Raw genomic sequence first — 23,265 nt, forward strand, 5'->3', positions numbered from 1 at the left:
CCCCGTTTTTCACCGTTCGTTGTCCCTGCCCATGACCACCGTCCACACCTCCTCCATCCAGAGCCTGCCCCTGCTTGCGCGCGGGAAGGTGCGCGACAACTACGCGGTCGGCGAGGACCGCATCCTGATGGTCGCGAGCGACCGGCTCAGCGCCTTCGACGTGATCATGGGCGAGCCGATCCCCGGCAAGGGCGAGATCCTCACGCAGATGGCGCTGTGGTGGTTCGAGCGGCTCGGCCAGCTCTGCCCCAACCACCTGACCGGCGACGCCCCCGAGAGCGTGGTCAAGCCCGAGGAAGTCGCCCAGGTCACGGGCCGCTCGATGCTGGTCAAGCGCCTGAAGCCGATCCCGGTCGAGGCCGTGGTGCGCGGCTACCTGGCCGGCAGCGGCTGGAAGGAATACCAGGAATCCCGCGCGGTCTGCGGCGTGCCGCTGCCCGAGGGCCTGACCAACGCGAGCAAGCTGCCGCGCCCGATCTTCACGCCCGCGGCCAAGGCCGCCGCCGGCGAGCACGACGAGAACATCAGCTACGAGCGCGTGGTCGAGATCGTCGGTCCCAAGCTCGCGCAGCAGATCCGCGAGACCAGCATCGCGATCTACGAGACCGCGGCCCAGATCGCGCTGACCAAGGGCATGATCATTGCCGACACCAAGTTCGAGTTCGGCCTCGACGAGGCCGGCACGCTGGTGCTGATGGACGAGGTGCTCACGCCCGACAGCTCGCGCTACTGGCCGGTCGAGGGCTACGAGGCCGCGCTGGCCGCCGGCACCAACCCGCCGAGCTACGACAAGCAGTTCGTGCGCGACTGGCTCGAGGCCACCAAGATCAACGGCAAGCCCTGGGACAAGACGCCGCCGGCGCCGCGCCTGCCGGCCGAGGTGATCGAGAAGACCGCCGCCAAGTACCGCGAGGCGCTGGAGCGGCTGACGGCCTGAGCAGGCTGGATTTCTCTCGACAGGGCCGGTTCTCCGGCCCTTTTCCTTTTCAGCGACCCGAACTCAGCGTCGCCACCGTGCGCCCGCCCGCGTCGAGCAAGGTCAGCCGTCCGGGCGCCAGCCGGTAGCTGGTCGTGCCCTGCAGCACCGCGAGGAACTGCGCCTCGGTCGCGCCGCGCACCGGGTCGGCGCAGGCCATGCGGGTGGCAGCGATCTGGCCGATGCGCAAGGCGCTGCCGGTGCGCGTGTACGAGCCCGTGATGCGGTTGCAGCCGCCCGAACCGGTGACGCGGGCGTTGGCGCGGTCGAACTGCAGCTGCGCGTCGCTGCCCGGCGCGATCGCCTCCTCGCCCAGCTGCGCCAGGCGCCACACCGGGCCTTCGATCGGCTCGTCGAGGTTGATGCCGCTGCCGCAGGCGGTCAGCAGTGCCGCGAGCGCGGTGGCGGCGAGGGCGGGAAGCACGCGGAGGGCGGCAGGGCGGGCGGAGGAGCGCATGGCCAGTCTGTCCTTTTGACGAATCTGCAACAAGGTGAAATCGGCGTCATCGTATGCGAGCCGGCGTGGCTCGCCAACGCCGGGGGCCAGTGGGTGTTTGGGCCCCGCGCGCTCAGCGCAGCAGGTCGGCCGCGAGCGCCACGCCGCCGTCGAGCCGCGCCTGCACGCAGCGCCGCACGGCCGGCGGGGTGGCGTCGTCGGCCAGCAGCGCCGGCCACTCGGCGCGCGCCTGGCGCACCGTGTCGCGCGCGATCGCCAGCAGTCGCGCGGGACGCAGCAGCCCGGCGTCGCGCAGCAGCGCCTCGAGCGCGGGCCAGCCGAAGGCGCGCAGCTTGGCGTCGATGGCGCGGTTGACCGCGTAGTCGCCGCCGGGCACCTGCTCGAAGAAGGCGGCCACGCAGACCGGGTCGTAGAGCGGCGCGAGCACCGGCGCCACGCCGTCGGGATAGCGCAGCGCCCAGTTCTTCAGGTGCGCGTCGCTGTTGCCCAGCAGGATGAAGGCGACGATGCGCCGCACGCACTCGCGCACGTCGGCCACGGGGTTCGGCGACAGCCGGTCGAGCACGCGCAGCATCGCGGGCCCGTCGATCGCGAGGCCGCGGCCGTACTTCTGGCGCGGCTCGTACTGCAGCACCTGCGCGAACTCCTCCATGTGGATGCGCCCGCCATCGGGCGTGCGGTCGAAGCGGCGCACCGCGAGGATCTGCTCGAACGGCAGCTGCTCGGGCAGGTCGGCGTCGGCGCGGCCGATCACGCTGGCCTCGGCGCAGTCCAGGCCGAGCGCGCCGCACAGGCGGTAACCGGCGATCTCGTTGGCGACCAGGTCCGGATGGCGCACGGTCGGCAGCTTGAGGATGAAGGAGCCGGCCGCGCCATGGCGCCGCACCACGTAGCGCCGGCCATCCTGCACGGCCGAGAACTTGGTCACCACGCCGGGGATGGCGGCCGCGTCCTCCACCGGCAGCTCGACGAAGCCGGGCTCGAGCACGTCGAGCCCGAGCGCGGTGTGCCAGTGCCGCACCGTGTCGGGAATGCCCTCGGCCCGGGGCACCGGCTCGACCTCGATCGCGCCCATCAGGTCGTGGCCGGCGGCGGCCAGCAGTTCGAACTCGTCGTCGGCGCGGCAGCCGCGCTGCTGCGCGAGGCGCTCGCGGTTGTGGCCCTCGGGCAGCAGGTTCTGGAAATAGCCGGGCCAGTGGCCGTCGCCGCGCGACACCCGCGCGTCGCGCGCCGAGCCCAGGATGGCGCGCGTGGCGGCCTCGTCGGCGCCGCGGTAGGCCAGCGACAGCGTGGGGCGCGCCGGGTCGTCGACATAGCCGGGATCGAAGGACACGCGCAGGATGTCGCCGTACTGCGAGAGCCAGCCGATGGCGCGCCGCCGCGAGGCATCGCCGCCCGGGGCGTGCAGGTACATCCGCAGGTAGCGGATGCTGGTGGTGAAGGCGGCGTCGCTCACGGTGGCGGGGCGCTCAGCGCGGGCCGCGCCCGGTCTCCAGGCTCTGCGCGATCGACGGCGGTGCCTCGATGCCGGCCGGCTGGCCGAGCAGCCGGCCGCCCGCGCGCACGAAGTCCTCGAGCGTGGGGCGCAGCGCCGCGGGCACCGGCATCAGGTCGAGCCCCAGCACGCGCGCCATCTCGAGCAGGGTCGACAGCCGCGGGTCGATCTGGCCGCTCTCGATGCGCTGCACCGTCATGCGCGACAAGCCCGCGCGCGTGGCCAGCGCCTCCTGGCTCAGGCCGGCGGCCTTGCGCGCCTGTTCGAGTTCCTGGATCAAATGGATCATTGGAGCGATCTTTTCAGGAAAAAAGAGTAGTGATGGTAGCTATGCGGGCGTGAAGCGGCAAATAAAAAAGCGACTCGTGAGTCGCTTTTTGATGAAATTGCGCATTCGGCTGCGCTTTTTTGGAAATCGCCTCAGCTCAACACCACGCTGCTGAGCCGGCGCCGGTAGGTCGCCACGGTCGGATCGTCGGGCGGGATCTGGCCGTCGGCCACCTTCACCTTGGGCGGCTCGATCAGCTCGAGGATCGCCACGTAGGTCTTGCGCGCGAGTTCCTCGCTCCAGGCCTTGTCGCGCATCAGGATCTCGAGCAGCTCGTCCATCGCGGCGGTCCACTGCTGCTCCGCGACCAGCAGGCGGGCGCGGTCGAAGCGGGCCTGGAAGTCGCGCTTGTTGGCGGCGATCTTCGCGTCGAACTCGGCCACGGCCGGCGTCGCACCCGCGGGCGGGGCCGCGAAGTCGATGGCGTCCATCCAGCGCTGCAGCGCCTCGAAGCGGCGCACCGCCGCGGCCTTGGCGATCACCGGCGCGAACGCCACCTTGGCGTCGTCGGAGCGGCCGAGCTGCAGCAGCAGCTTCACGTAGTCGAAGCGGGCATCGTCGTTGGCCGGATCGGTGGCCACCGCGTGCTGCAGCTTCTCGAGCGCACCCTCGGTGTCGCCCTCGGCCAGCGCTTCCTGCGCCGCTTCTTCCTCGGCGGCCGCCTCGGCCTCGTCGGCGCCCGGCACGTGCTTGTCGAGGAACTCGCGGATCTTCTCGGCGGGGATGGCGCCGACGAAGCCGTCGACCGGCTGGCCGTCCTTGAACATCACGCAGAACGGGATGCTGCGCACGCCGAACATCTCGGACAGCTGCGAGGAGATCTGCGGCACCTTGTCGGCGTCGAGCTTGGCCAGCGTGAAGCGCCCGGCGTACTCCACCTCGAGCTTTTCGAGCACCGGCCCGAGCTGTTTGCAGGGGCCGCACCATTCGGCCCAGATGTCCAGCAGCACCGGCCGGGCGAGGGAGGCTTCGATCAGCTCGTCCTGGAAATTTTCGAGAGTGATGTCGATCATCGGGAACAACTGGGGGTGAAACGTAAAATTGAAACCATGAACGAAACCATTCAGGTCGGTGTGGTGATGGGCTCCAACTCCGATTGGGAGACGATGCGCAACGCGGTCGAGATTCTCCAGCAATTCGGCATCCGTCACGAAGCGAAGGTGGTCTCCGCCCACCGCATGCCCGATACGCTCTTCGCGTACGCCGAAAGCGCCGCCGGGCGCGGCCTCGCGGCGATCATCGCCGGCGCGGGGGGCGCGGCCCACCTGCCGGGCATGCTGGCCTCCAAGACCACGGTGCCGGTGCTCGGCGTGCCGGTCGCCAGCCGGCACCTGCAGGGCGTCGATTCCCTCTACAGCATCGTGCAGATGCCCAAGGGCGTGCCGGTCGCCACCTTCGCCATCGGCAATGCCGGCGCGGCCAACGCGGCGCTGTTCGCGGTCTCGATGCTGGCGGTCAACGATCCCGGCCTGCGCGCGAAGCTCGACGCCTTCCGCGCGGCCCAGACCGCCGCGGCCGAGGCAATGGCGCTGCCGCCCGTGGAACCGGCCCCGGTTTCTCCTTTCTCGCCGCAAGGCGGAGGTGCCCTGTGAGCAGCAACAACGGCGACCTGCCGATCCTTCCGGGCGCCACGCTCGGCGTTCTCGGCGGCGGCCAGCTCGGCCGCATGTTCGTGCATGCCGCCCAGCGCATGGGCTACTTCACCGCGGTGCTCGACCCCGACGCCGACAGCCCGGCCGGGCGGGTCAGCCACCACCACATCCACACCGACTACGGCGACGTCGACGGCCTCGCGCGGCTGGCCGGCCTGGCCGACGCCGTGACCACCGAGTTCGAGAACGTGCCGGCGCCCTCGCTCGAGCACCTCGCGGTGGCGCGGCCGGTGGCGCCCGCCGCCCCGGCGATCGCGATCGCGCAGGACCGGATCGCCGAGAAGGCCCATTTCGGCCGCTGCGGCGTGGCCTGCGCGCCCTACGCGGCGATCGAGACCGCGGCCCAGCTCGCGGCGGTGGAAGACCGGCTCCTGCCCGGCATCCTGAAGACCGCGCGCCTGGGCTACGACGGCAAGGGCCAGCAGCGCGTGCGCACGCGCGCCGAACTGGTCGATGCCTGGCAGGCCACGGGCTGCGTGCCCTGCGTGCTCGAGCAACTGCTGCCGCTGGACTTCGAATGCTCGGTGATCGTGGCGCGCGGCCGCGACGGCCAGGTGGTGCACTTCCCGCCCCAGCGCAACCTGCACCGCGACGGCATCCTGGCCGTGACCGAGGTGCATCCGCAGAACATGCCCAAGACCGTGGCCCAGGCCGCGATCACCGGGGCGAAGAACATCGCCAACGGCCTCGGCTACGTCGGCGTGCTGTGCGTCGAGTTCTTCGTGCTGGCCGACGGCTCGCTGGTGGTCAACGAGATGGCGCCGCGCCCGCACAACAGCGGCCACTACACCATGGAAGCCTGCGACGTGTCGCAGTTCGAGCTGCAGGTGCGCACCCTGGCCGGCCTGCCGCTGGCCATGCCGCGCCAGCACAGCCCGGCCGTCATGCTGAACCTGCTGGGCGACCTGTGGTTCTCGGCCGGCGACGACACGCCGGTGTCGCCGCGCTGGAGCGAGGTGCTCGCGCTGCCCGGCGCCCACCTGCACCTGTACGGCAAGATCGAGCCGCGCCGCGGCCGCAAGATGGGCCACCTGACCTTCACCGGCGCCGACGCCGGCCAGGTCCGCGCCATCGCCTCGCAGGTCGCGCTGCTGCTCGGCCTGCCGCCGGTGGCATGAAGGCCGCATGATCCTCGACGGCCAATCGCCCGCAGCCATCGCCGAGGCGGCGCGCATCCTGCGCGCCGGCGGGCTGGTGGCCTTTCCCACCGAAACCGTCTACGGCCTCGGCGCCGACGCCAGCAACGACGCGGCCGTGGCCGGCATCTTCCAGGCCAAGGGCCGGCCGGCCGACCATCCGCTGATCGTGCACGTGGCCGCCGGCACCAAGGGCACCGAGGCGCTGTCGCGCTTCGCCCAGCCGCTGCCGCCGTTCGCGCAGAAGCTGGTGCAGGCCTTCTGGCCCGGACCGCTGACCCTGATCGTCACGCGCCAGCCCGGCGTGGGTGCCGCCGCCGCGGGCGGGCAGGACACCATCGGCCTGCGCTGCCCCTCGCATCCGGTGGCACAGGCGCTGCTCGAGGCCTGCGCCGAGCAGGGCGTGCCCGGCCTAGCGGGCCCGAGCGCCAACCGCTTCGGCCGCGTGAGCCCGACCACCGCGCAGCACGTGTTCGGCGAATTTGGCGACGCCGTGCCGGTGATCGATGGCGGCGCCTGCGAGGTCGGCATCGAGTCGACCATCGTCGACTGCAGCCGCGGCGCGCCGGTGCTGCTGCGCCCGGGGCTGATCACGCGCGCGCAGATCGAGGCCGCCTGCGGCGAACGCCTGCGCGACCGCGAACTCATGGCCATGCCCGACCCGCGCGCCTCGGGCACGCTGGAGGCGCACTACGCGCCCGACGCCAAGGTGCGGCTGATGGACGCCAAAGCGATCCAGACCGGCCTCGACGTGCTCGGCGCCAATGCCGCCCACATTGCGATCTGGACCCGCAGCACGGTACGCAGCCGTTCGCAGCGCGTCGTGCAGCGGCGCATGCCCGACGACGCGGCCGCCAGCGCGCAGCAGCTGTTCGCGGTGCTGCGCGAGTTCGACGCCCAGGGCGTCAAGCTCATCTGGGTCGAGACACCGCCCGACACGCCCGAGTGGGAGGGCGTGCGCGACCGCCTGCAGCGGGCCGCCGCGGCCTGAGATTCGCGCACCATGAAAAAAGGCCCGGCAGTACCGGGCCTTCTTCTTGGGTGGACGCCTCGACGGGCCTCAGCCCCCCGCCGCCAGCACGCCCTGGAAGAAGCCGCGTGCCGCTGCCAGGCAGAACGGCGGTGCCAGCGTGCCGTGGTAGGCCAGCATCACGGCGCGGTCCTTGTCGGCATCGCTGCCCTCGGTGCCCTGCTTGAGCACGTCCTTGGCCTGCGCGAAGCCGGCGCGCGCGGCCGAGTAGGCGTCGGTGGTCGCGCTGTCCTCGAGGTCGACCACGGTCAGCTGCTGCGCGGACATGCCCTTGGCGCGGAAGTAGCCGGCGGTGGCGCGCGTGCTCAGGAAGTTGACGGTCGGGTCCTGCGCGCCGCCGCACATCAGCACCGGCTTGGCCGGCACCCAGTTGCGCAGGTCGTTGGCGCGCGCCGCCTTGCGGAAGCCCAGCGTGGGCGCGCAGTCGAGCGGCGTGGCCGAGTTCAGCGAGTTCGCCGTGGCCGGCAGCGCGTTGCCCGGGCAGCGGCTGCCGTCGATGTCGTTGGAGGCGCGCGTCAGGTAGCTCTGGCGCACCAGGTTGCCGGCGCCGTAGAAGATCGACAGCGCGGGATCGACCGGACCGGGCGTGGCGCCGGCCGGGTACAGCGCGAGCTGCGGCAGCTTGCCCTGCGCGATCAGCGTGCTGGTGGGCGTGAGGCTCGGCAGCAGGGTGTCGATGCCGGTTGCGTACTGCGCCTCGTAGATGTCGCTGGTGCTGCCGTAGACGTCGCCGAACTGCTGCTGCCAGCTGGTCGACAGCAGCGGCACGAACAGCGTGCTGCCGAGCGCCGGCCAGCCCTTGAAGTTGTAGTCCACCAGCAGGCTGATGGCCGAGGGCGCCGACAGCGGCGCCGAGGCCGTCACCGTCTTGCCCGTGGCCTGCAGCTCGCGGTGCGCGGCCAGCGCCACGTAGCCGCCCTGCGAATAGCCGGTGACGAACAGCGAGCCCGCGTCCGCGGCGTCGATGCTGGCGAAGGTCTTGCGCGCGGCGGTCAGCGCATCGACCATGTCCTTGCCCTGCTGGTCGCCGTTGAGGTAGGGGTGGTAGGGCAGCGTCGACTTGTCGTAGCCCGCGTAGTTGGGCGCCACCACGATGAAGCCCTGCGCCGCCAGCATGGCCGCGACCACCACGCCTTCGCCGGCGGCGGCCTGGTTCAGGTCGGCCCACTTGGCGATGTTGTAGTCGCGCGCGGCATTGGTGCCGTGGGCGTACAGCACGATCGGGCGCGGGCCGCTGCAGGCCGCGTCGCCGCCGCGCGGCACCATGATGGCGGCCGTGGCGTTGGTGGCCTCGCCCTTGCCGCCGACGGTGCGGTATTCGAGGTAGCGCGTGTCGATGCCGCACTTGGGCTGGCCCGACACCTGCAGCAGCGCCTTGCCCTTGTCGTCGAGCTGCAGCAGCGCGCGGAAGTCGCCGGCCGACAGGCTCAGCACGCGCTCGGGCGGGTTGGTCACCACCGAGCCGCGGCCGGTGTCCTCGGGCGGCGTGGTCGGCGGAAAGATGCCGATGCCGCCCCCACCGCCGCCGCCTCCGCAGGCCGAGAGCAGCAGCGCCGCGCCCGCGAGGGCGACGGCGAACAGGTGGCGGGAAGAGGCGGATGGCCTTGCGGGCGGCACGGGTCTTTGCACGTCTTTGTCTCCTGGATCGATGGGGTGCGCGATGCGCACCGTGGCCCGGCTCGGCGGGCGAACGGGCGTTCGATTCTGTCAGCGCCGTGGCGGCGCGCAAGCGGTGGCGGCCTACACAACGTTTTCAGTACAGGCCGCGCGCTTCGGCCTTTGGCCTTCAGTTGTCCTGCGCGGTCCAGTCGACCAGCGCGTCGAAGGCCGCGCGCGCCGCGCCCGCGTTCTCGGCATTGGCGATCGCCACCAGCACGTAGCGCCGGCCGCTCGCGCCATGCACGTAGCCGGCGATGCCCGAGGCGTCGCGCAGGGTGCCGGTCTTCAGGTGCGCGGCGCCGCCCGAGCGCAGCGTGCGCTTGCGCAGGGTGCCGTCCACGCCGAGCGCGGGCAGCGAGCCCACGAGCTCGGGCATCACCGGCGAGCGCCAGGCCACCTGCAGCATCTTGCCGAGCGCGGCCGCGCTGATGCGCTCGTCGCGCGACAGGCCCGAGCCGTTCTCGAACACCGGCGGCGCCTCGCCGGTGCCGATGCGCTCGCGCCACCACTGGACCAGCGCGCCGCGCGAGGCCTCGAAGGTGCCGCGGTTCTTCTGCGTGAGGCCGAGGGTCAGGAACACCTGCTGTGCCATCACGTTGTTGCTGTACTTGTTGATGTCGCGGATCACTTCGGGCAGCGGCGGCGAGGCGAACTCGAACGCCGGCTTGAGCCCCGCGGGCACGCGGCCCTCGCGCATCTGGCCGCCCACGCGCCCGCCCATCTCGGCCCACAGGCCGCCGATGGCGCGCAGTGCGTAGCTGCGCGGATCGGCATAGGCCACGGCCCAGCTCTTCTCGCCGCAGGCGGCGGGAAAGCCGCCGTTGAAGCGGATGCGGTTCGGATCGCCGTAGTCGGCGCGCAGCGCCGTGCGCCAGTCGCCGCATTCGCCGGGCGAAAGCGGCACCGTCGGCGGCATCGCCACGGCCGCGAGCGGCGGCTCGTAGCTCACGCGCGCGAACTGGCCGCCGCGATCGGGCACGAAGCTCATGTTGACCGACTTGAAGTTCAGCAGCAGCGCGTCGGGCGAGGCGTTGTACGGGCGCAGCGGCTCGCCGTCGAAGGCGGCCGGGTCGTTCTCGACCGTGTTCTCGAAGGCGCTGCGGTCGATCACGATGTCGCCGCTCACGCTCGTGATGCCCAGGCCCTGCACGTGGCGCAGCAGCAGCCACATGCGCTCGATCACCAGCTTGGGATCGCCCTGGCCCTTGATGTAGAGGTTGCCGTTGAGCACGCCGTTGGCGATGCTGCCCTCGACGTAGACCGGCGTGTTCCAGGTGTAGGCCGCGCCCAGCAGGTCGAGCGCGGCGTAGGTGGTCACCAGCTTCATGATCGAGGCGGGATTCACCGGCACCTGCGTGCGCCAGGCCAGCCGCGGCGGGCGCAGGCCGTCGGCATCGGCGACCAGCATGGTCACGGCGTCGCGCGGCAGCTTGGCGCGCGCCAGCGCGGCATCGACCTCGGCCGGCAGCGGCTGCGGCTGCTGGGCGTGGGCGCCGGCGGCCAGGCACAGCGCGATGGCGCAGAGCGCGCGGGAAGGACGGGGAAAGGGAAGGCGTGCGACGGTGACAGCGGGCATACGGCCCATTATCCCGGCGCGAAAAGATGCAGCCGCGCGTGGTACAGCAACAGGATCGTCTTCGCGTCCGCGATGCGGCCGTCGGCCACCATGGCCAGCGCCTCGTCGATGCCGAACTCGAGCACCTCGATGTCCTCGCCTTCCTCGGCCAGCCCGCCGCCCGCGCCCACGCGCATCGAGGGCTCGTACTCGGCGACGAAGAAGTGCAGCTTCTCGGTCACCGAGCCCGGGCTCATGAAGCATTCGAAGACCTTGTGCACCGCGCCCAGCCGGTAGCCGAGCTCCTCCTCGACCTCTGCGCGGATGCGTTCCTCGGGCGCCGCGTTGTCGAGCAGGCCGGCGGCGGCCTCGATCAGCAGGTCGTCCCAGCCGTTGACGAAGGCCGGGTAGCGGAACTGCCGCGTCAGCAGCACCGTGCGCCGCGCGCGGTTGTAGGCCAGCAGGGTGGCGCCGTTGCCGCGGTCGTAGGTCTCGCGGTGCATGCGCTGCCAGCTGCCGTCGCTGCGGCGCCAGTCGAAGGCCGTGGTCTTCAGCGTGTACCAGTTGTCGGACAGAAGGGTGACTTCGTGCACCCGGACGCGGTCTTGCAGGGTCATGGCGGCGAGCATAGGTGCGAATTCGTGCAATAACAAGAAAAATCGTGCAATCGCGTGAAGCCGCCGCTACCATCGGTCCATGCTCACCCGGCAGCGCAAGCAACACATCCTCTCGGTCCTGGCGCGCGACGGCCAGGTGGTCGCCAAGCCGCTCAGCGAGGCGCTGGGCCTGTCGGAAGACACGATCCGGCGCGACCTGCGCGAGCTCGCGGCCGAGGGCCGGCTGCAGCGGGTGCACGGCGGCGCGCTGCCGCTGGCGCCGGCCGAGGCCGACCTCGCGGGCCGCCAGCGCATCGCGCCCGGGGAGAAGGTGGCGATCGGCCGCGCCGCGGCGCGCATGGTGCGGCCGGGCCAGGTGGTGTTCGTCGATGGCGGCACCACCGCCGTGCAGCTCGCGCGCCACCTGCCACTGGACCTGCGCGCCACAGTCGTCACCCACAGCCCGCTGGTGGCGGCCGAACTGGCCGGCCATGACCGGCTCGAGCTGCTCTTGATCGGCGGGCGGCTGTTCCGGCATTCGATGGTGGCGGTGGGCGCGGCCGCCATGGACGCCATCTCGCGCGTGCATGCCGACCTCTTCTTCCTGGGCGTCACCGGCGTGCATGCCGAGGCCGGCCTGACCACCGGCGACAGCGAGGAGGCCGAGATCAAGCGCGCGTTGATGGCCGCGGCCGCCGAGACCGTGGTGCTGGCCTCGTCCGAGAAGCTGGGCGCGGCCTCGGCCTGGGTCGTGAACCCGGTGCGCGCGGCCGCGCGGCTGCTGGTGTCGCCCGAGGCGCCCGAGAAGGCGCTGGCGCCGCTGCGCCGGGCCGGGCTGGCGATCGTGCGCAGCGATGCCGCGGTCGGCTGACCCCGCCACGGGCCGCGATTCGCCCCTGCCGGGCGGGGTCCGCGGGGCCCCTCGATAATCCCGGGGATGCCCGCCGCGCCCCCGATGTCTCCCCCTGCCCGTCTCTCCCCCCGCACCGTCGGCATCGGCGCGGCCGTGATCACCGTGCTGGTGTGGACCGCCTTCATCGTCATCGCGCGCGCCTCGGCCGGCCGCTCGCTGTCCCCGTTCGACATCGCCTTCGCGCGCATCTGCGGCGCCAGCCTGGTGCTGGTGCCCTGGGGCGCATGGCTGGTGCTGCGCGCCCGCGCGGGCGGCGCGCAGGCGGCCGCCTCCTTCTTCGGCCTGTCGCCGCTGTCGCTGCGCGTCACGGCCATGGCCGGCGTGTTCGGCGGCGTCGCCTATGCCGTGTGCGCCTACTGCGGCTTCTTCTTCGCGCCGGCCAGCCATGCCTCGGTGCTGCTGCCCGGCAGCCTGCCGCTGTGGACCACGCTGCTGGCCGCGCTGGTGCTGCGCGACCGCATCACGCCGGCGCGCGCGCTCGGGCTGGCGCTGATCGTCGCGGGCGACCTGCTGGTGGGCGGGCGCAGCCTGCTGCATGCCTTCGAGGGTGGCGAGGTCTGGAAGGGCGACCTGCTGTTCATGAGCGCGGCCTTCTGCTGGGCCTGCTACAGCATCGTGGTGCGCCGCCACGGCCTCGACGCCGTGCGCGCCACCATCGCCATCACCGTGTTCGCGCTGCTGAGCTACGTGCCGGTCTACAGCCTGCTGGTGGCCGGCGGCTGGGTCGCGAGCCGCATCGGCAGCGCGCCCTGGGGCGAGCTGGCGTTCCAGATGCTGTTCCAGGGCATCGGCTCGGTCGTGGTGTCGGGCATCACCTTCACGAAGATGGTCCAGCACTTCGGCCCGGTGCGCACCACCATGATCACGGCGCTGGTGCCCGGCCTGTCGGCGCTGGGCGCGGTGCTGTGGCTCGACGAGCCGCTCTACTGGAACCTGGTCGCCGGCCTGCTGCTGGTGACCGCCGGCATCCTGTTCGGCGTGCAGAAGCCGGCGCCCGCGCGCGCCGCCGGCCTGGTGCCGGCCGTGGCCGCCGTGGCGGGAGGGCGTCGCGATGCCTGATGTGTTGGCCTTCGACACCAGCACCGAGCAGCTGTCGATCGCGGTGTGCCGCGGCGAGCGCGTGTGGACGCACGAGGGCGCGGGCGGCGCCCAGTCCTCGGCCACGCTGATCCCGCTGATCCAGCAGCTGCTGGCCGAGGCCGGCCTCGCGCTGGCGCAGCTCGATGCCATCGCCTTCGGCCGCGGCCCGGGTTCGTTCACCGGGCTGCGCACCGCCTGCGCGGTGGCGCAGGGCCTGGCGCTGGGCTCGGGCGTGCCGCTGCTGCCGGTCGACACCCTGCTGGCCGTGGCCGAGGAGGCGCGCCATGCCTTCGGCGCGCAGCGCACGGTGGCGCTGCTCGATGCGCGCATGGAGGAGATCTACGCCGCGCGCTACGACTTCGAGGCCCATGGCCCGCTCGGCGAGCCCGCCGCCGGCGCCGAGGGTCCGCTGCTGATGGCGCCCGAATCGCTCGCGGTGCCCGCCGGCTGGGCGCTGGCCGGCAATGCCTTCGCCGCCTACGGCGAACGCCTGCCGGCCGCGGCCGCGCGCCACGCGGTGCTGCCCACGGCCGCCGCCCTGCTGCGCCTGGCCCCCGCGCTGTTGGCGGCAGGCCGCACCGTGCCCGCCGCGCAGGCCTGGCCGCTCTACGTTCGCGATAAAGTGGCGCAAACCACAGAGGAGCGTGCCGCCATCAAGGCGGCCGCCGCCCACCACAACACACCGCCCGCGACCGCATGAGCGCCCTCCCGCAACCCGTGGAAGCCCGCCTCGAGCCGCTCACCATCGAGCGGCTCGACGCCGTCTGCGCCGTCGAGCAGACCGCCTACAGCCATCCCTGGACGCGCGCCAACTTCACCGACTCGATCGCCGTCGGCTACCACTGCCAGTGCCTGCTGGCGCCGGTCGCCGGCACCGGCATCGAGGCGGCGCGCTTCTCTCCGGTCACCAGCCTCGGCGAGATGCTGATCGGCTACTTCGTGGCCATGAAGGGCGTCGACGAGGTGCACCTGCTCAACATCACCGTGGCGCCGGCCTTCCAGCGCCAGGGCTGGGCACCGCTGATGCTCGAGGCGCTGACCGGCTGGTCGCGCGCCCAGGGCGCCCAGTGGCTGTGGCTCGAGGTGCGCCAGAGCAACCGGCGCGCGCTCGACATCTACCTGCGCCAGGGCTATCGCACGGTCGGCGTGCGCAAGGGCTACTACCCGGGCGCCGAGGGCGGCCGCGAGGATGCGATCGTCATGAGCATGCGCCTCAACGAAACCGGCAGTGCCTGGGGAGCCTTGCGATGAACGCCGCCGTGCAGACCCTGCGGCTCGATGCGCGCCAGCGCGCGATGCTCGACGAGATGGGCGTGAAGGTCTGGTGGCCGGTGCCCGAGGCGGTCGAGGTCCCGGTGGCCGTGGCGCCCGCGCCGGTGGTGGAGGACGAGGCCGAACCGGTCGACATGCCGCCGCCGGACGCCGGCCACGACACCCGTGACGACGCCGCGCCCGAACCCGAACCGGTCGCGCCGCGCGCCCCGGCCGCCGCGCGGGCGCCCGTGGCCGCGCCGCCGCCGCGCCCGGCGCCGGTTCCCGCCGGCCACGGCGCGGCCGTGCTGGTCGAGGCCCCGCGCCGCCTCTATGCCGACGCCGCCGAGGGCGTTGCGCCGCAGGGCGGCTGGCTGGTGCTGGCCGACATGCCGCCCGAGGTCGACGGCCGCCACGGCGAGCCTTTCGCGGGCGATGCCGGCCGGCTGCTCGACAACATGCTGCGCGCGCTCAAGCTGCACGAGGGCGGCGTGCCGGTGCACCTGATGCGCCTGCACCGCGGCGTGGCCTCGGGCCAGCCCGGCGGCCCGCGCCCGCTCGACGAAGCCTTCGCCGAACACGCCGCGGCGCTCGCGCCCCGACTGGTGCTGGCCATGGGCCCGCTGGCCGCGCAGGGCCTGATGCAGAGCGGCGAGCCGCTGGGCAAGCTGCGCGGGCGGGTCGGCCAGGCGGCGCAGCTGGCGGGCGTGCCAGTGGTCGCCACCTACCACCCGGCCTACCTGCTGCGCAATCCGGTCGACAAGGGCCGCGCCTGGGCCGACCTGTGCCTGGCGGCCGCGCAGCAGCAGCCCGAGGCGGGCTGAACCTGGGCGAGGCCGGGCCGGGGCCGTCGGGGGCCCCCTTTAAAATCGCCCCCATGACTTTCCTCGACAAGCTTGCCGCCGCGCAGCAAACAAACGGTTCGTTGCTCTGCGTGGGGCTCGATCCGGAGCCGGCGAAGTTCCCGGGGCAGTTCAAGGGCGACGCGCGCCGCATCTACGACTTCTGCGCCCGCATCGTCGACGCCACGGCCGACCTCGCCATCGCCTTCAAGCCGCAGATCGCCTACTTCGCGGCCCACCGCGCCGAGGACCAGCTCGAGCAGCTCATGGAGCACATGCGCCGCAACGCGCCCCAGGTGCCCACCATCCTCGACGCCAAGCGCGGCGACATCGGCTCCACCGCCGAGCAGTACGCCATCGAGGCCTTCGAGCGCTACGGCGCCGACGCGGTCACGCTCTCGCCCTTCATGGGCTTCGACTCGGTCGAGCCCTACCTGCGCCACCACGGCAAGGGTGCCTTCCTGCTGTGCCGTACCAGCAACCCCGGCGGTTCCGACCTGCAGGGCCAGCGGCTGGCGAGCGTCGAGGGCGAGCCCTTCCTCTACGAGCACGTGGCGCGGCTGGCGCAGGGCCCGTGGAACCTCAACGGCCAGCTCGGCCTCGTGGTCGGCGCCACCTACCCGGCCGAGATCGAGCGCGTGCGCGCGCTGGCACCGACGGTGCCGCTGCTGATCCCGGGCGTCGGCGCCCAGGGCGGCGACGCGGTCGCCACCGTGCGCGCCGGCTGGCGCGCCGACGCGCCGATCGTCGTGAACTCCTCGCGCGCGATCATCTATGCCTCGTCGGGCGACGATTTCGCCGAGGCCGCGCGCGCCGCGGCGCGGACCACGCGCGACACGCTCGAAGCCGCCAAGGCCTGACCCGGGCGGCCCGGGCTCAGGCCCGCCGCAGCCGCGTGAACAGCTCGAACTCCCAGTTGCGCATCCCCAGCAGCAGCGTGTAGCCCTCGCGGTCCTTGGGCGACAGCTTCTGGTCGGTCTGGTGCTGCTGCGCGAAGTCCTGCGCCACGCGCTGCAGCCGCTCGAGGAAGGCCGGCGCCAGCGAACGGCTGATCGAGCCGTGCACCAGCAGCAGGCCCTCGGCCGGGCCGTCGAAGCCGCCGCGGTAGTAGTCGAGCACCACGTTCTCGCGGAAGAACTCCATCACCGGCCCGTGCGGGCGCCAGCGGAAGGTCTTGGCGAGCTTCAGGCGATACCGGTTCAGCGGCCGCAGCTCGATGATCCCGATCCGGTCGAGCTGGGCCAGGAAGCCGATGCACTCGGCCTCGCTGATCCGGTAGGCCGTCACGATCTGCTCCAGCGTCCACTGGCTCAGCACGCTGATCGCCACCAGCAGCAGCTTCTTGTCCTTGACCACGGCCTTCTCCTGCTCGTGCGTCAGTTCCTTGAGCAGCGGCTGGGCGTCGGCCACGCGCCGCGCCAGCTCGGCGAAATCGATCTTCAGCGCGCGGCAGATGGCGTCCACGCGCGACAGCGGCATGTCGCTCTTGGCCAGCATCCGCTTGACGCTGGACTCGGCCATGTCGAGCGAACGCGCCAGGTCGGCGTAGGTCATGCGGGCGCTCTTGAGTTCGTTCTTGAGGGCTTGGACGAGATCGACGGTGGTGCTCATGAAGGTGGCAGGGTTCCGGTTGGGTATCGGTTGGAGATACCGATGGGTGTGAAATAGTGCCTCGTATCGATTCTCGATGCCTGGGGAGAGGCTGGCAACTAAATTCCGCCCGCCAACCGATCGGCCATCCCGCCATCACCCAACTTCGAGAACAGACATGCTCCTCCACTCCCTGACACGCCGCGAACGTGGCCTGGCCTTCTTCCTGGGCCTGCTGCTCCTGATCGGCATCGTCGGCCCGGTGCTGCCGGCCGCCGAGGTCGCGATCGCCCTGGTCTTCGCCGACACCCGTGCCTGGCACGGCCTGCCCAACGCCATGGACGTGCTGAGCAACCTGCCCTTCCTGCTCATGGGCTGCTGGGGCCTGTACTGGCTCAACCGCATCGACCGCGCGCACCACGAGGCGCTGTCCGGCTTCCCGCTCGCGCCGCCGGCCAGCGATCCGCCCGACAACACGCTCGATTGCGCCTGGCTGTTCTTCGCCGGCCTGATCGCCACCGCCGCCGGCTCGGCCTTCTACCACCTGGCACCCGACGCGCCGCGGCTGGCCGCCGACCGCGCCGGCATGGCGGTCGCCTTCGCCGGCCTGATCGGGATGGCGGTCTGCGAGCGCGTGAGCCAGCGCGCCGGCTGGCCGGCCGCCTGGTTCGTGCTCACCACCGGCCTGCTGTCGGCCGAGATCGCGCAGGAGACCGGCAACGTGCTGCCCTGGGCGCTGGTGCAGTTCGGCGGCATGGCGCTGGTGCTCACGCTGGCGCTGTCGCGGCCGATCTCAGGCGCCGTCGGCCTGCGCCTGGGCTGGGTGATCGCGGCCTACGTGCTGGCCAAGGTTTTCGAGCTCGCCGACCAGCCGATCTACGAGGCCACGCAGGGCGTGATCTCGGGCCACACGCTCAAGCACCTGTGCGCCGCCCTGGCCGCGCTGCCGGTGCTCACCGCGCTCCAGCGGCTCGACCGCGGCTGGCGCGCCGCGGCCCTGCGGCACAATCCCGGCGCGGCCGCCCTGACGGCCTGACGACAGCCCCCGGCCCCGCGAGCGTTCCCCGCCGGGGGCCGCGCGGAGCCGCCAAGAGGAGAAGCTTCCGAATGACAACGCCCGCCGCTGCCGCGCCCTCGTCCCCCGCCGACTCGCACGAAGCGAACGCGCACGCCAACCAGTTCGCGCTGCTCGGCCAGCGGCGTTTCGCGCCCTTCTTCTGGACCCAGTTCGCGGGCGCGGCGAACGACAACCTGTTCAAGTTCGCCTTCACCGTGATGGTGACCTACCAGCTGCAGCTGAGCTGGATGCAGCCCTCGATGGCGGGGCTGGTGATCGGCGCGCTGTTCATCCTGCCCTTCCTGCTGTTCTCGGCCACCGCGGGCCAGCTCACCGACAAGTTCGACAAGACGAAGATGATCCGCTTCGTCAAGAACCTCGAGATCGCGATCATGCTGATCGCGGCCTGGGGCTTCGTGCGCGCCGACGCGGTGATCCTGCTGGGCTGCGTGTTCCTCATGGGCCTGCACTCCACCCTGTTCGGCCCGGTCAAGTTCGCCTACCTGCCGCAGGTCCTCGACGCGCGCGAGCTCACGGGCGGCAACGGCATGGTCGAGATGGGCACCTTCGTCGCGATCCTGCTGGGCCAGGTGGCCGGCGGCCTGCTGGTGGCGGTGCCGCAGATCGGCCACCTGAGCGTGGCGATCGCCTGCGTGGCGGTGGCCCTGATCGGGCGCGCCGTGGCGCAGGCGATCCCGCCGGCGCCGGCCACCGACCCGGGCCTGGTCGTCAACTGGAACCCGGTCAGCGAGACCTGGCGCAACCTCAAGCTGGCGCACGAGAACATCGTGGTGTTCCGCTCGCTGCTGGGCATCTCGTGGATGTGGTTCTTCGGCGCCGTGTTCCTGAGCCAGTTCCCGAGCTTCGCCAAGGAGGTGCTGCACGGCAACGAGCAGGTCGCCTCGCTGCTGCTGGTGGTGTTCTCGATCGGCATCGGCGTCGGCTCGCTGCTGTGCGAGACGCTGAGCCGGCGCCAGGTCGAGATCGGGCTGGTGCCGCTGGGCGCCATCGGCATGAGCGTGTTCGCGATCGACCTGTACTTCGCCGCGCGCGGCCTGCCCGCGGTGCCCGAGATGGGGCTCGGCGCCTTCCTGCGCCAGAGCGCGCACTGGCGCGTGATGGCCGATCTGGCGCTGCTGTCGCTGTTCGCGGGCCTCTACAGCGTGCCGATGTACGCGCTGATCCAGCTGCGCAGCCAGCCCACGCACCGCGCGCGCATCATCGCGGCCAACAACATCCTCAACGCCCTCTTCATGATCGGCAGCTCGGTCATCGCCGGCGCGCTGCTGGGCGCGGGCTTCACCATCCCGCAGATCTTCCTGTTCACCGGCATCGCCAACGCGGTGGTGGCCTTCTACATCTTCATGCTGGTGCCCGAGTACCTGCTGCGCTTCGTGGCCTGGGTGCTGTCGCGCTTCGTCTACCGCTTCGACATCAAGGGCGACGAGCACATCCCCGTCGAGGGCCCGGCCGTGCTGGTGTGCAACCACGTGAGCTTCATCGACGCGGTGCTGCTGATGGCCGCGAGCCCGCGGCCGATCCGCTTCATCATGGACCACCGCATCTTCAAGGTGCCGGTGCTCGGCTGGCTGTTCAAGCTCGCCAAGGCGATCCCGATCGCGCCGCAGAAGGAGGACCCGGCGGCCTACGAGGCGGCCTTCGCCAAGGCGCTCGGCGTGCTGCGCGAGGGCGACCTGCTGGCGATCTTCCCCGAGGGCGCGATCACGCGCGACGGCGCGCTGCAGCCCTTCAAGGGCGGCGTGATGAAGATCGTGGACAGCGCGCGCGCCGAGGGCCTGGAGCCGCCCGTGATCCCGATGGCGCTGACCAACCTCTGGGGCTCGTTCTTCAGCCGCATCGAGCTGCGCGGCGGCGAACCGGTGGCGATGGTCAAGCCCTTCCGCCGCGGCTTCTTCAGCCGCGTGGGCCTCAACGTCGGCGCCCCGGTGGCGCCGGCCGAGGTGCGGCCCGAGCTGCTGCAGCAGCGCGTGGGCGGGCTGCTCAATCCCTGAGGCTGGGCTGCACGCACGGACCAGGCCGCCTTCGGGCGGCTTTTTCTTTGAGGGCGGGATCCCCCGAAAAGTATCCGTCAGAGATACCGCCGGAGCCGAAACGCTGAACCGGTCGAATCATTCGAGTCCCGCGGCGCGGGGGCGGACCATCATCCGCCCACCTTCACTACGCCGCGAGGCACTCATGCAAACTCATATAGCCAACACCATCACCAACGCCCCGGTCCAGCGCGACACGCGGGCCTGGCAGTTCCAGGTCTGGGCGTCCTTCGGGATCGCCGTCTTCCTTTGCGCGACCGGCCTGAGCTGGCTGCCGGGCGAGGCACTGGACCGGGCCTTCATGGTGATGGGCTATGTGTTCTGCCTGAGCACCGCCTTCGTGCTGTCGAAGTTCGTGCGCGACAACCAGCATGCCGCCGGCCGCGACCTGCCGATGTGGAAGCTGGTCGTCTGGGGCAGCTTCTTCGTCGCGATGCTGCTGACCGGCTGGGGCCTGCTGCGCATGGAGGTCAACGACACCTACAAGGCCTTCCTGGGCGTGAGCTGGCTGTTCCTGATCAGCTCGGCCTTCACGCTGGCCAAGACCCTGCGCGACCGCCACGAGGCCGACCTCGCCGAAGCCCGCCTGCAAGGCCGCCACGCCGCCCGCGTCGAAGCCGCCCAGACCCCGGCCGCCGCCGAATGACCGCCCGCACCCCCCACGCAAGGAGCCCGATCATGAACACCGCTTTCGCCCGCAAGTCCCTGGCCACCGTCCTCGTGGCCGCCTGCACCGCCTTCGCCGCGCTCGCGGCGCCCGTGGCCCGCGCCCAGAGCGATGCCTCCATCGCGCTGTCGATGCTGCCCGTGGCCTCGGTGCTGGTCGGCGCCTCCGCGGTCGGTGCCGCCGGCGCCTCGGCCGCCAAGGCCAGCGAAGTGCCGGCCGCGCTCTCGGTCGGCGGCTCGATCCTGACCGTGGTCGCCGTCGAGGCCTCGGCCGACGGCACGGTCTACGTGCTCGAACGCGCCGCCGACGGCGCGCGCGCCAGCATCAAGGTGGCGGGCCGCGTGGCGCAGGGCGCCTCGACCGCGGTCGGCACCGCCATCGTCGTCAGCGTGATCGGCACCGGCGTCGTGCTCTCGGCCGCGGGCGAGGTGCTGGCCTTCGTGCCCAACGCCATCGGCCGTGCGCTGCTGGCCAACGAGAGGCTGTCGTGAAACGCGCCGCCGTCGTCATGGCGCTGGCCCTGCTGACCGCGGCGGCCCTGCCGCTGCAGGCGCAGGCCGGCCGCTCGTGCGAGCAGGTCAAGCCCGGCGCCGCGCTGATCGCCAAGGGCATGGAGCTGGCCGAGCGCACCTCGCAGCAGCTCGATGCCAGCGGCGCGCGCGTCGTCGTGCTGGCGCGCGCCGGCCAGGACCTCAGCAAGTACGGCCTGCGCTACTCGCACTTCGGCCTCGCCTACAAGACCGACGCCGGCCCGTGGCGCGTGGTGCACAAGCTCAACCAGTGCGGCACCGCGGTGGCGGCCGTCTACCGCCAGGGGCTCGGCGAGTTTTTCCTCGACGACCTCTGGCGCTACGAGGCCGCCTGGGTCGTGCCCACGCCGCAGGTGCAGGCGCAGCTGCTGGCTGCGCTCAAGGAGCCGACGCCGCGCCTGGTGCGGCTGCATGCCGCGCCCTACAGCATCGTCAGCTACGCCTGGGGCCAGAAGTACCAGCAGTCGAACCAGTGGGCGCTCGAGACGCTGGCCGCCGCGATGGAGCCCGCCACCATCGTCAACCGCTCGCAGGCGCAGGCCTGGCTGCAGTTCAAGGGCTACGAGCCCACCACGCTGAAGCTCGGCCCGCTGACCCGCCTGGGCGGGCGCATCGGCTCGGCCAACATCGCCTTCGACGACCATCCCAACGACAAGCGCTTCTCGGACCGCATCGAGACCGTGACCGTCGATTCGGTGTTCGAATGGCTGCAGCGCGCGGGCCTGGGCGCGGCGCCGGTGACGTTCAAGCTGTGAGCGCCGCCGGCAAGACAAGGATGGAAGGAACGACGACATGAGCAAATCCCTGCGCCTCTCCGAAAAATGGTTCCGCCGCGGCCTCTGGCTGGTGGCGCTGGTGTTCGCGGGCTTCCTGATCGGGCTGGGCAGCACCATCGTGGGCGATCTGCCGCAGGTCGAGCGCGTGCGCACCATCGAGGACTTCATCGACCACCGCGCGGCCGATCCGCTGCGCGCCACCGTCAAGGCCTCGGAGGCGGCCGAGCTGCAGGCCTCGCGCGACCTCGACCAGATCCGGCTGCAGCTGCAGGCCGCGCAGCAGGCCGGCGCCAATGCACGCGAGACCTTCGGCAACTGGATCGCCACGCGCCGCGCCACCGCGCAGCCCGACCAGGACCCCGAGCTGATCGCGCGCACCAAGGCGCTCGATGCCATCAAGCAGAAGGAGGAGGCGGTGCAGCGCCAGGTCAACGCGCAGCAGCAGCGCATGCTCGACGCGCGCCAGGCCGAGCAGCGCGCGCGCACCACGCTGGCCGAGCTGGAGCGCGACGCGCAGGTCAAGCTCGACGCCGAGTACCGCCGCATCGAGCTGCGCGTGTTCGCCTACCGGCTCGCGCTCACGCTGCCGCTCCTGGTGGTCGCGGGCTGGCTGTTCGTGAAGAAGCGCAAGAGCACCTGGTGGCCCTTCGTCTGGGGTTTCATCCTGTTCGCGCTGTTCGCCTTCTTCGTCGAGCTCGTGCCCTACCTGCCGAGCTACGGCGGCTACGTGCGCTACGTGGTGGGCATCGTGCTCACGGTGCTGGTGGGGCGCTACGCGATCGTCGCGCTCAACAACTACCTCGCGCGCCAGAAGCTGGCCGAGCAGCAGCCCGACCAGGTGCGCCGCGAGGAGCTGAGCTACGACACCGCGCTGGCGCGGCTCGACAAGGGCGTGTGCCCCGGCTGCGAGCGGCCGGTGGACCTGAAGAACACGGCGATCGACTTCTGCCCGCACTGCGGCATCGGCCTGCACGACCACTGCGAGGTCTGCGAGACGCGCAAGAGTGCCTTCTCGCGCTTCTGCCATGCCTGCGGTGCCTCGGCCACATCGTCGGAGGCGGACGCGAAATCCTTCACGCCCCGGACCCCGCCGCAACCCGCGACCTGAGGAGGGCGGTCACGCGCTCGTGCTACAACCGCCCGCTGCGCCGCGTTCGCGGCCGCAGCCCCGGTCCGTTCCATGCCTCACCTCGAAGGAGTACGCGCAATGAGCATCTTCGGCAGCATCCTTTCCAAGATCTTCCCGTCCGCGCAGGCCGCGCAACCGCCGGCCGCAGCACCCGCTGCCCCCGCCGCGCCGGCCCCCGCGGGCGCACCGGCCGCCGCGGCACCGCCGCCGGCCATCACGGTGGTCGACGTCGAGGCCCTGCTCGACGGCATGCCGGGCGCGAAGCAGCTCAACTGGCGCACCTCCATCGTCGACCTGATGAAGCTGCTGGGCCTGGACAGCAGCCTCGACGCGCGCAAGCAGCTCGCGGCCGAACTGAGCTACGGTGCCGACACCAGCGACAGCGCCAAGATGAACATCTGGCTGCACCGCCAGGTCATGACCAAGCTGGCCGCCAACGGCGGCAAGGTGCCGGCGGAACTGCGCGACTGATCCGCGCTGTTTCCACCATGCAAA

Annotated in this window: 25 protein-coding genes; 17 read left to right on the forward strand and 8 right to left on the reverse strand. The window is 71.8% G+C overall.

The window, feature by feature from the left end:
- Positions 1-31 precede the first annotated feature (31 nt).
- Positions 32-937, forward strand: coding sequence for a phosphoribosylaminoimidazolesuccinocarboxamide synthase (locus AC07RV_RS16505; RefSeq protein ID WP_296775043.1), 906 nt, complete (start codon positions 32-34; stop codon positions 935-937).
- Positions 938-986: 49 nt separating this feature from the next.
- Here AC07RV_RS16505 and AC07RV_RS16510 read toward each other — a convergent pair whose 3' ends face one another.
- The 4 genes from AC07RV_RS16510 to AC07RV_RS16525 form a co-directional block, all read right to left on the reverse strand.
- The gene (locus AC07RV_RS16510; protein ID WP_296775045.1) at positions 987-1,400 is read right to left on the reverse strand and encodes an META domain-containing protein; all 414 of its coding nucleotides are present in this window, start codon (positions 1,398-1,400) and stop codon (positions 987-989) included.
- A 145-nt stretch (positions 1,401-1,545) separates the two neighbouring features.
- Complete coding sequence (locus tag AC07RV_RS16515; RefSeq protein ID WP_296775108.1) at positions 1,546-2,847, reverse strand: type II toxin-antitoxin system HipA family toxin; 1,302 nt, start codon at positions 2,845-2,847, stop codon at positions 1,546-1,548.
- 55 nt (positions 2,848-2,902) lie between these two features.
- The gene (locus AC07RV_RS16520; RefSeq protein WP_093351252.1) at positions 2,903-3,217 is read right to left on the reverse strand and encodes a helix-turn-helix transcriptional regulator; all 315 of its coding nucleotides are present in this window, start codon (positions 3,215-3,217) and stop codon (positions 2,903-2,905) included.
- A gap of 131 nt (positions 3,218-3,348) precedes the next feature.
- Complete coding sequence (locus AC07RV_RS16525) at positions 3,349-4,269, reverse strand: tetratricopeptide repeat protein (RefSeq protein WP_296775051.1); 921 nt, start codon at positions 4,267-4,269, stop codon at positions 3,349-3,351.
- A 36-nt stretch (positions 4,270-4,305) separates the two neighbouring features.
- On the opposite strand from AC07RV_RS16525, the gene purE reads away from it, so the two are divergent.
- Genes purE through AC07RV_RS16540 form a run of 3 tightly spaced genes read left to right on the forward strand, consistent with a single transcriptional unit; the run spans position 4,306 to position 7,035 of the window.
- A complete protein-coding gene (gene purE / locus AC07RV_RS16530) occupies positions 4,306-4,848 on the forward strand; it encodes a 5-(carboxyamino)imidazole ribonucleotide mutase (protein ID WP_203203305.1) in 543 nt (180 codons plus the stop codon).
- Positions 4,845-6,026, forward strand: a complete 1,182-nt coding sequence (locus AC07RV_RS16535) for a 5-(carboxyamino)imidazole ribonucleotide synthase (RefSeq protein WP_296775059.1) — start codon at positions 4,845-4,847, stop codon at positions 6,024-6,026. Before purE ends, AC07RV_RS16535 begins: the two co-directional genes overlap by 4 nt.
- Positions 6,027-6,033: 7 nt before the next feature.
- Entirely contained in the window at positions 6,034-7,035 is a 1,002-nt protein-coding gene (locus AC07RV_RS16540; RefSeq protein WP_296775062.1) for an L-threonylcarbamoyladenylate synthase, read from the forward strand.
- A 69-nt stretch (positions 7,036-7,104) separates the two neighbouring features.
- Here the strand turns inward: AC07RV_RS16540 and AC07RV_RS16545 are convergent, their stop codons facing one another.
- From AC07RV_RS16545 to AC07RV_RS16555, 3 genes are all read right to left on the reverse strand, one after another.
- Positions 7,105-8,703, reverse strand: a complete 1,599-nt coding sequence (locus tag AC07RV_RS16545) for an alpha/beta hydrolase family protein (RefSeq protein WP_296775065.1) — start codon at positions 8,701-8,703, stop codon at positions 7,105-7,107.
- Positions 8,704-8,860: 157 nt separating this feature from the next.
- Positions 8,861-10,309, reverse strand: coding sequence for a D-alanyl-D-alanine carboxypeptidase/D-alanyl-D-alanine endopeptidase (dacB, locus tag AC07RV_RS16550; protein ID WP_296775068.1), 1,449 nt, complete (start codon positions 10,307-10,309; stop codon positions 8,861-8,863).
- Between the two features lie 8 nt (positions 10,310-10,317).
- Positions 10,318-10,905, reverse strand: coding sequence for an NUDIX hydrolase (locus AC07RV_RS16555; protein ID WP_057594397.1), 588 nt, complete (start codon positions 10,903-10,905; stop codon positions 10,318-10,320).
- Between the two features lie 79 nt (positions 10,906-10,984).
- Here AC07RV_RS16555 and AC07RV_RS16560 point away from each other — a divergent pair, with 79 nt between their 5' ends.
- The 6 genes from AC07RV_RS16560 (at position 10,985) to pyrF (ending at position 15,830) form a co-directional block, all read left to right on the forward strand.
- Positions 10,985-11,755, forward strand: a complete 771-nt coding sequence (locus AC07RV_RS16560) for a DeoR/GlpR family DNA-binding transcription regulator (protein WP_296775075.1) — start codon at positions 10,985-10,987, stop codon at positions 11,753-11,755.
- A 66-nt stretch (positions 11,756-11,821) separates the two neighbouring features.
- Entirely contained in the window at positions 11,822-12,856 is a 1,035-nt protein-coding gene (locus tag AC07RV_RS16565) for a DMT family transporter (RefSeq protein ID WP_444814454.1), read from the forward strand.
- The gene (gene tsaB / locus AC07RV_RS16570; protein ID WP_296775082.1) at positions 12,849-13,577 is read left to right on the forward strand and encodes a tRNA (adenosine(37)-N6)-threonylcarbamoyltransferase complex dimerization subunit type 1 TsaB; all 729 of its coding nucleotides are present in this window, start codon (positions 12,849-12,851) and stop codon (positions 13,575-13,577) included. The genes AC07RV_RS16565 and tsaB overlap by 8 nt, the downstream gene beginning before the upstream one ends.
- Positions 13,574-14,128: a ribosomal protein S18-alanine N-acetyltransferase gene (gene rimI / locus AC07RV_RS16575; protein ID WP_093351228.1), complete on the forward strand. Its 555-nt coding sequence runs from the start codon at positions 13,574-13,576 to the stop codon at positions 14,126-14,128. Before tsaB ends, rimI begins: the two co-directional genes overlap by 4 nt.
- Positions 14,125-14,952 (forward strand): uracil-DNA glycosylase family protein, encoded by an 828-nt coding sequence (locus tag AC07RV_RS16580; protein ID WP_093351226.1) that lies wholly within the window; start codon positions 14,125-14,127, stop codon positions 14,950-14,952. The genes rimI and AC07RV_RS16580 overlap by 4 nt, the downstream gene beginning before the upstream one ends.
- Positions 14,953-15,005: 53 nt before the next feature.
- A complete protein-coding gene (gene pyrF / locus AC07RV_RS16585) occupies positions 15,006-15,830 on the forward strand; it encodes an orotidine-5'-phosphate decarboxylase (RefSeq protein ID WP_296788672.1) in 825 nt (274 codons plus the stop codon).
- A gap of 16 nt (positions 15,831-15,846) precedes the next feature.
- On the opposite strand, the gene AC07RV_RS16590 is transcribed toward pyrF, so the two are convergent.
- Complete coding sequence (locus tag AC07RV_RS16590; protein WP_057596203.1) at positions 15,847-16,581, reverse strand: helix-turn-helix domain-containing protein; 735 nt, start codon at positions 16,579-16,581, stop codon at positions 15,847-15,849.
- Between the two features lie 157 nt (positions 16,582-16,738).
- Between AC07RV_RS16590 and AC07RV_RS16595 the strand changes: the two genes are divergently transcribed.
- The 7 genes from AC07RV_RS16595 to AC07RV_RS16625 all read left to right on the forward strand — a co-directional run bounded on the left by AC07RV_RS16595 (position 16,739) and on the right by AC07RV_RS16625 (position 23,241).
- Positions 16,739-17,596, forward strand: coding sequence for a hypothetical protein (locus tag AC07RV_RS16595; protein ID WP_296788675.1), 858 nt, complete (start codon positions 16,739-16,741; stop codon positions 17,594-17,596).
- Between the two features lie 71 nt (positions 17,597-17,667).
- Positions 17,668-19,629, forward strand: coding sequence for an MFS transporter (locus AC07RV_RS16600; RefSeq protein WP_296788677.1), 1,962 nt, complete (start codon positions 17,668-17,670; stop codon positions 19,627-19,629).
- A 184-nt stretch (positions 19,630-19,813) separates the two neighbouring features.
- Entirely contained in the window at positions 19,814-20,314 is a 501-nt protein-coding gene (locus tag AC07RV_RS16605) for a YiaA/YiaB family inner membrane protein (RefSeq protein ID WP_093351215.1), read from the forward strand.
- Between the two features lie 32 nt (positions 20,315-20,346).
- Positions 20,347-20,826 (forward strand): hypothetical protein, encoded by a 480-nt coding sequence (locus tag AC07RV_RS16610; RefSeq protein WP_296788681.1) that lies wholly within the window; start codon positions 20,347-20,349, stop codon positions 20,824-20,826.
- Between the two features lie 17 nt (positions 20,827-20,843).
- Positions 20,844-21,620: a DUF2145 domain-containing protein gene (locus tag AC07RV_RS16615; protein ID WP_296788779.1), complete on the forward strand. Its 777-nt coding sequence runs from the start codon at positions 20,844-20,846 to the stop codon at positions 21,618-21,620.
- Positions 21,621-21,657: 37 nt separating this feature from the next.
- The gene (locus AC07RV_RS16620) at positions 21,658-22,749 is read left to right on the forward strand and encodes a serine endopeptidase (RefSeq protein ID WP_296788683.1); all 1,092 of its coding nucleotides are present in this window, start codon (positions 21,658-21,660) and stop codon (positions 22,747-22,749) included.
- A 99-nt stretch (positions 22,750-22,848) separates the two neighbouring features.
- Positions 22,849-23,241: a DUF3597 domain-containing protein gene (locus AC07RV_RS16625; protein WP_093351205.1), complete on the forward strand. Its 393-nt coding sequence runs from the start codon at positions 22,849-22,851 to the stop codon at positions 23,239-23,241.
- Positions 23,242-23,265: the final 24 nt, after the last annotated feature.

The sequence above is a fragment of the Variovorax sp. GW821-FHT09B01 genome (assembly GCF_059418345.1).

Coding starts and splice junctions, on each gene's coding strand:
- AC07RV_RS16505 (WP_296775043.1), top strand. CDS start 32: ATGACCACCGTCCACACCTCCTCCATCCAGAGCCTGCCCCTGCTTGCG.
- AC07RV_RS16515 (WP_296775108.1), bottom strand. CDS start 2,847: ATGTACCTGCACGCCCCGGGCGGCGATGCCTCGCGGCGGCGCGCCATC.
- AC07RV_RS16520 (WP_093351252.1), bottom strand. CDS start 3,217: ATGATCCATTTGATCCAGGAACTCGAACAGGCGCGCAAGGCCGCCGGC.
- AC07RV_RS16525 (WP_296775051.1), bottom strand. CDS start 4,269: ATGATCGACATCACTCTCGAAAATTTCCAGGACGAGCTGATCGAAGCC.
- purE (WP_203203305.1), top strand. CDS start 4,306: ATGAACGAAACCATTCAGGTCGGTGTGGTGATGGGCTCCAACTCCGAT.
- AC07RV_RS16540 (WP_296775062.1), top strand. CDS start 6,034: ATGATCCTCGACGGCCAATCGCCCGCAGCCATCGCCGAGGCGGCGCGC.
- dacB (WP_296775068.1), bottom strand. CDS start 10,309: ATGCCCGCTGTCACCGTCGCACGCCTTCCCTTTCCCCGTCCTTCCCGC.
- AC07RV_RS16555 (WP_057594397.1), bottom strand. CDS start 10,905: ATGACCCTGCAAGACCGCGTCCGGGTGCACGAAGTCACCCTTCTGTCC.
- AC07RV_RS16560 (WP_296775075.1), top strand. CDS start 10,985: ATGCTCACCCGGCAGCGCAAGCAACACATCCTCTCGGTCCTGGCGCGC.
- AC07RV_RS16565 (WP_444814454.1), top strand. CDS start 11,822: ATGCCCGCCGCGCCCCCGATGTCTCCCCCTGCCCGTCTCTCCCCCCGC.
- tsaB (WP_296775082.1), top strand. CDS start 12,849: ATGCCTGATGTGTTGGCCTTCGACACCAGCACCGAGCAGCTGTCGATC.
- rimI (WP_093351228.1), top strand. CDS start 13,574: ATGAGCGCCCTCCCGCAACCCGTGGAAGCCCGCCTCGAGCCGCTCACC.
- AC07RV_RS16580 (WP_093351226.1), top strand. CDS start 14,125: ATGAACGCCGCCGTGCAGACCCTGCGGCTCGATGCGCGCCAGCGCGCG.
- pyrF (WP_296788672.1), top strand. CDS start 15,006: ATGACTTTCCTCGACAAGCTTGCCGCCGCGCAGCAAACAAACGGTTCG.
- AC07RV_RS16590 (WP_057596203.1), bottom strand. CDS start 16,581: ATGAGCACCACCGTCGATCTCGTCCAAGCCCTCAAGAACGAACTCAAG.
- AC07RV_RS16595 (WP_296788675.1), top strand. CDS start 16,739: ATGCTCCTCCACTCCCTGACACGCCGCGAACGTGGCCTGGCCTTCTTC.
- AC07RV_RS16600 (WP_296788677.1), top strand. CDS start 17,668: ATGACAACGCCCGCCGCTGCCGCGCCCTCGTCCCCCGCCGACTCGCAC.
- AC07RV_RS16605 (WP_093351215.1), top strand. CDS start 19,814: ATGCAAACTCATATAGCCAACACCATCACCAACGCCCCGGTCCAGCGC.
- AC07RV_RS16610 (WP_296788681.1), top strand. CDS start 20,347: ATGAACACCGCTTTCGCCCGCAAGTCCCTGGCCACCGTCCTCGTGGCC.
- AC07RV_RS16615 (WP_296788779.1), top strand. CDS start 20,844: ATGGCGCTGGCCCTGCTGACCGCGGCGGCCCTGCCGCTGCAGGCGCAG.
- AC07RV_RS16620 (WP_296788683.1), top strand. CDS start 21,658: ATGAGCAAATCCCTGCGCCTCTCCGAAAAATGGTTCCGCCGCGGCCTC.
- AC07RV_RS16625 (WP_093351205.1), top strand. CDS start 22,849: ATGAGCATCTTCGGCAGCATCCTTTCCAAGATCTTCCCGTCCGCGCAG.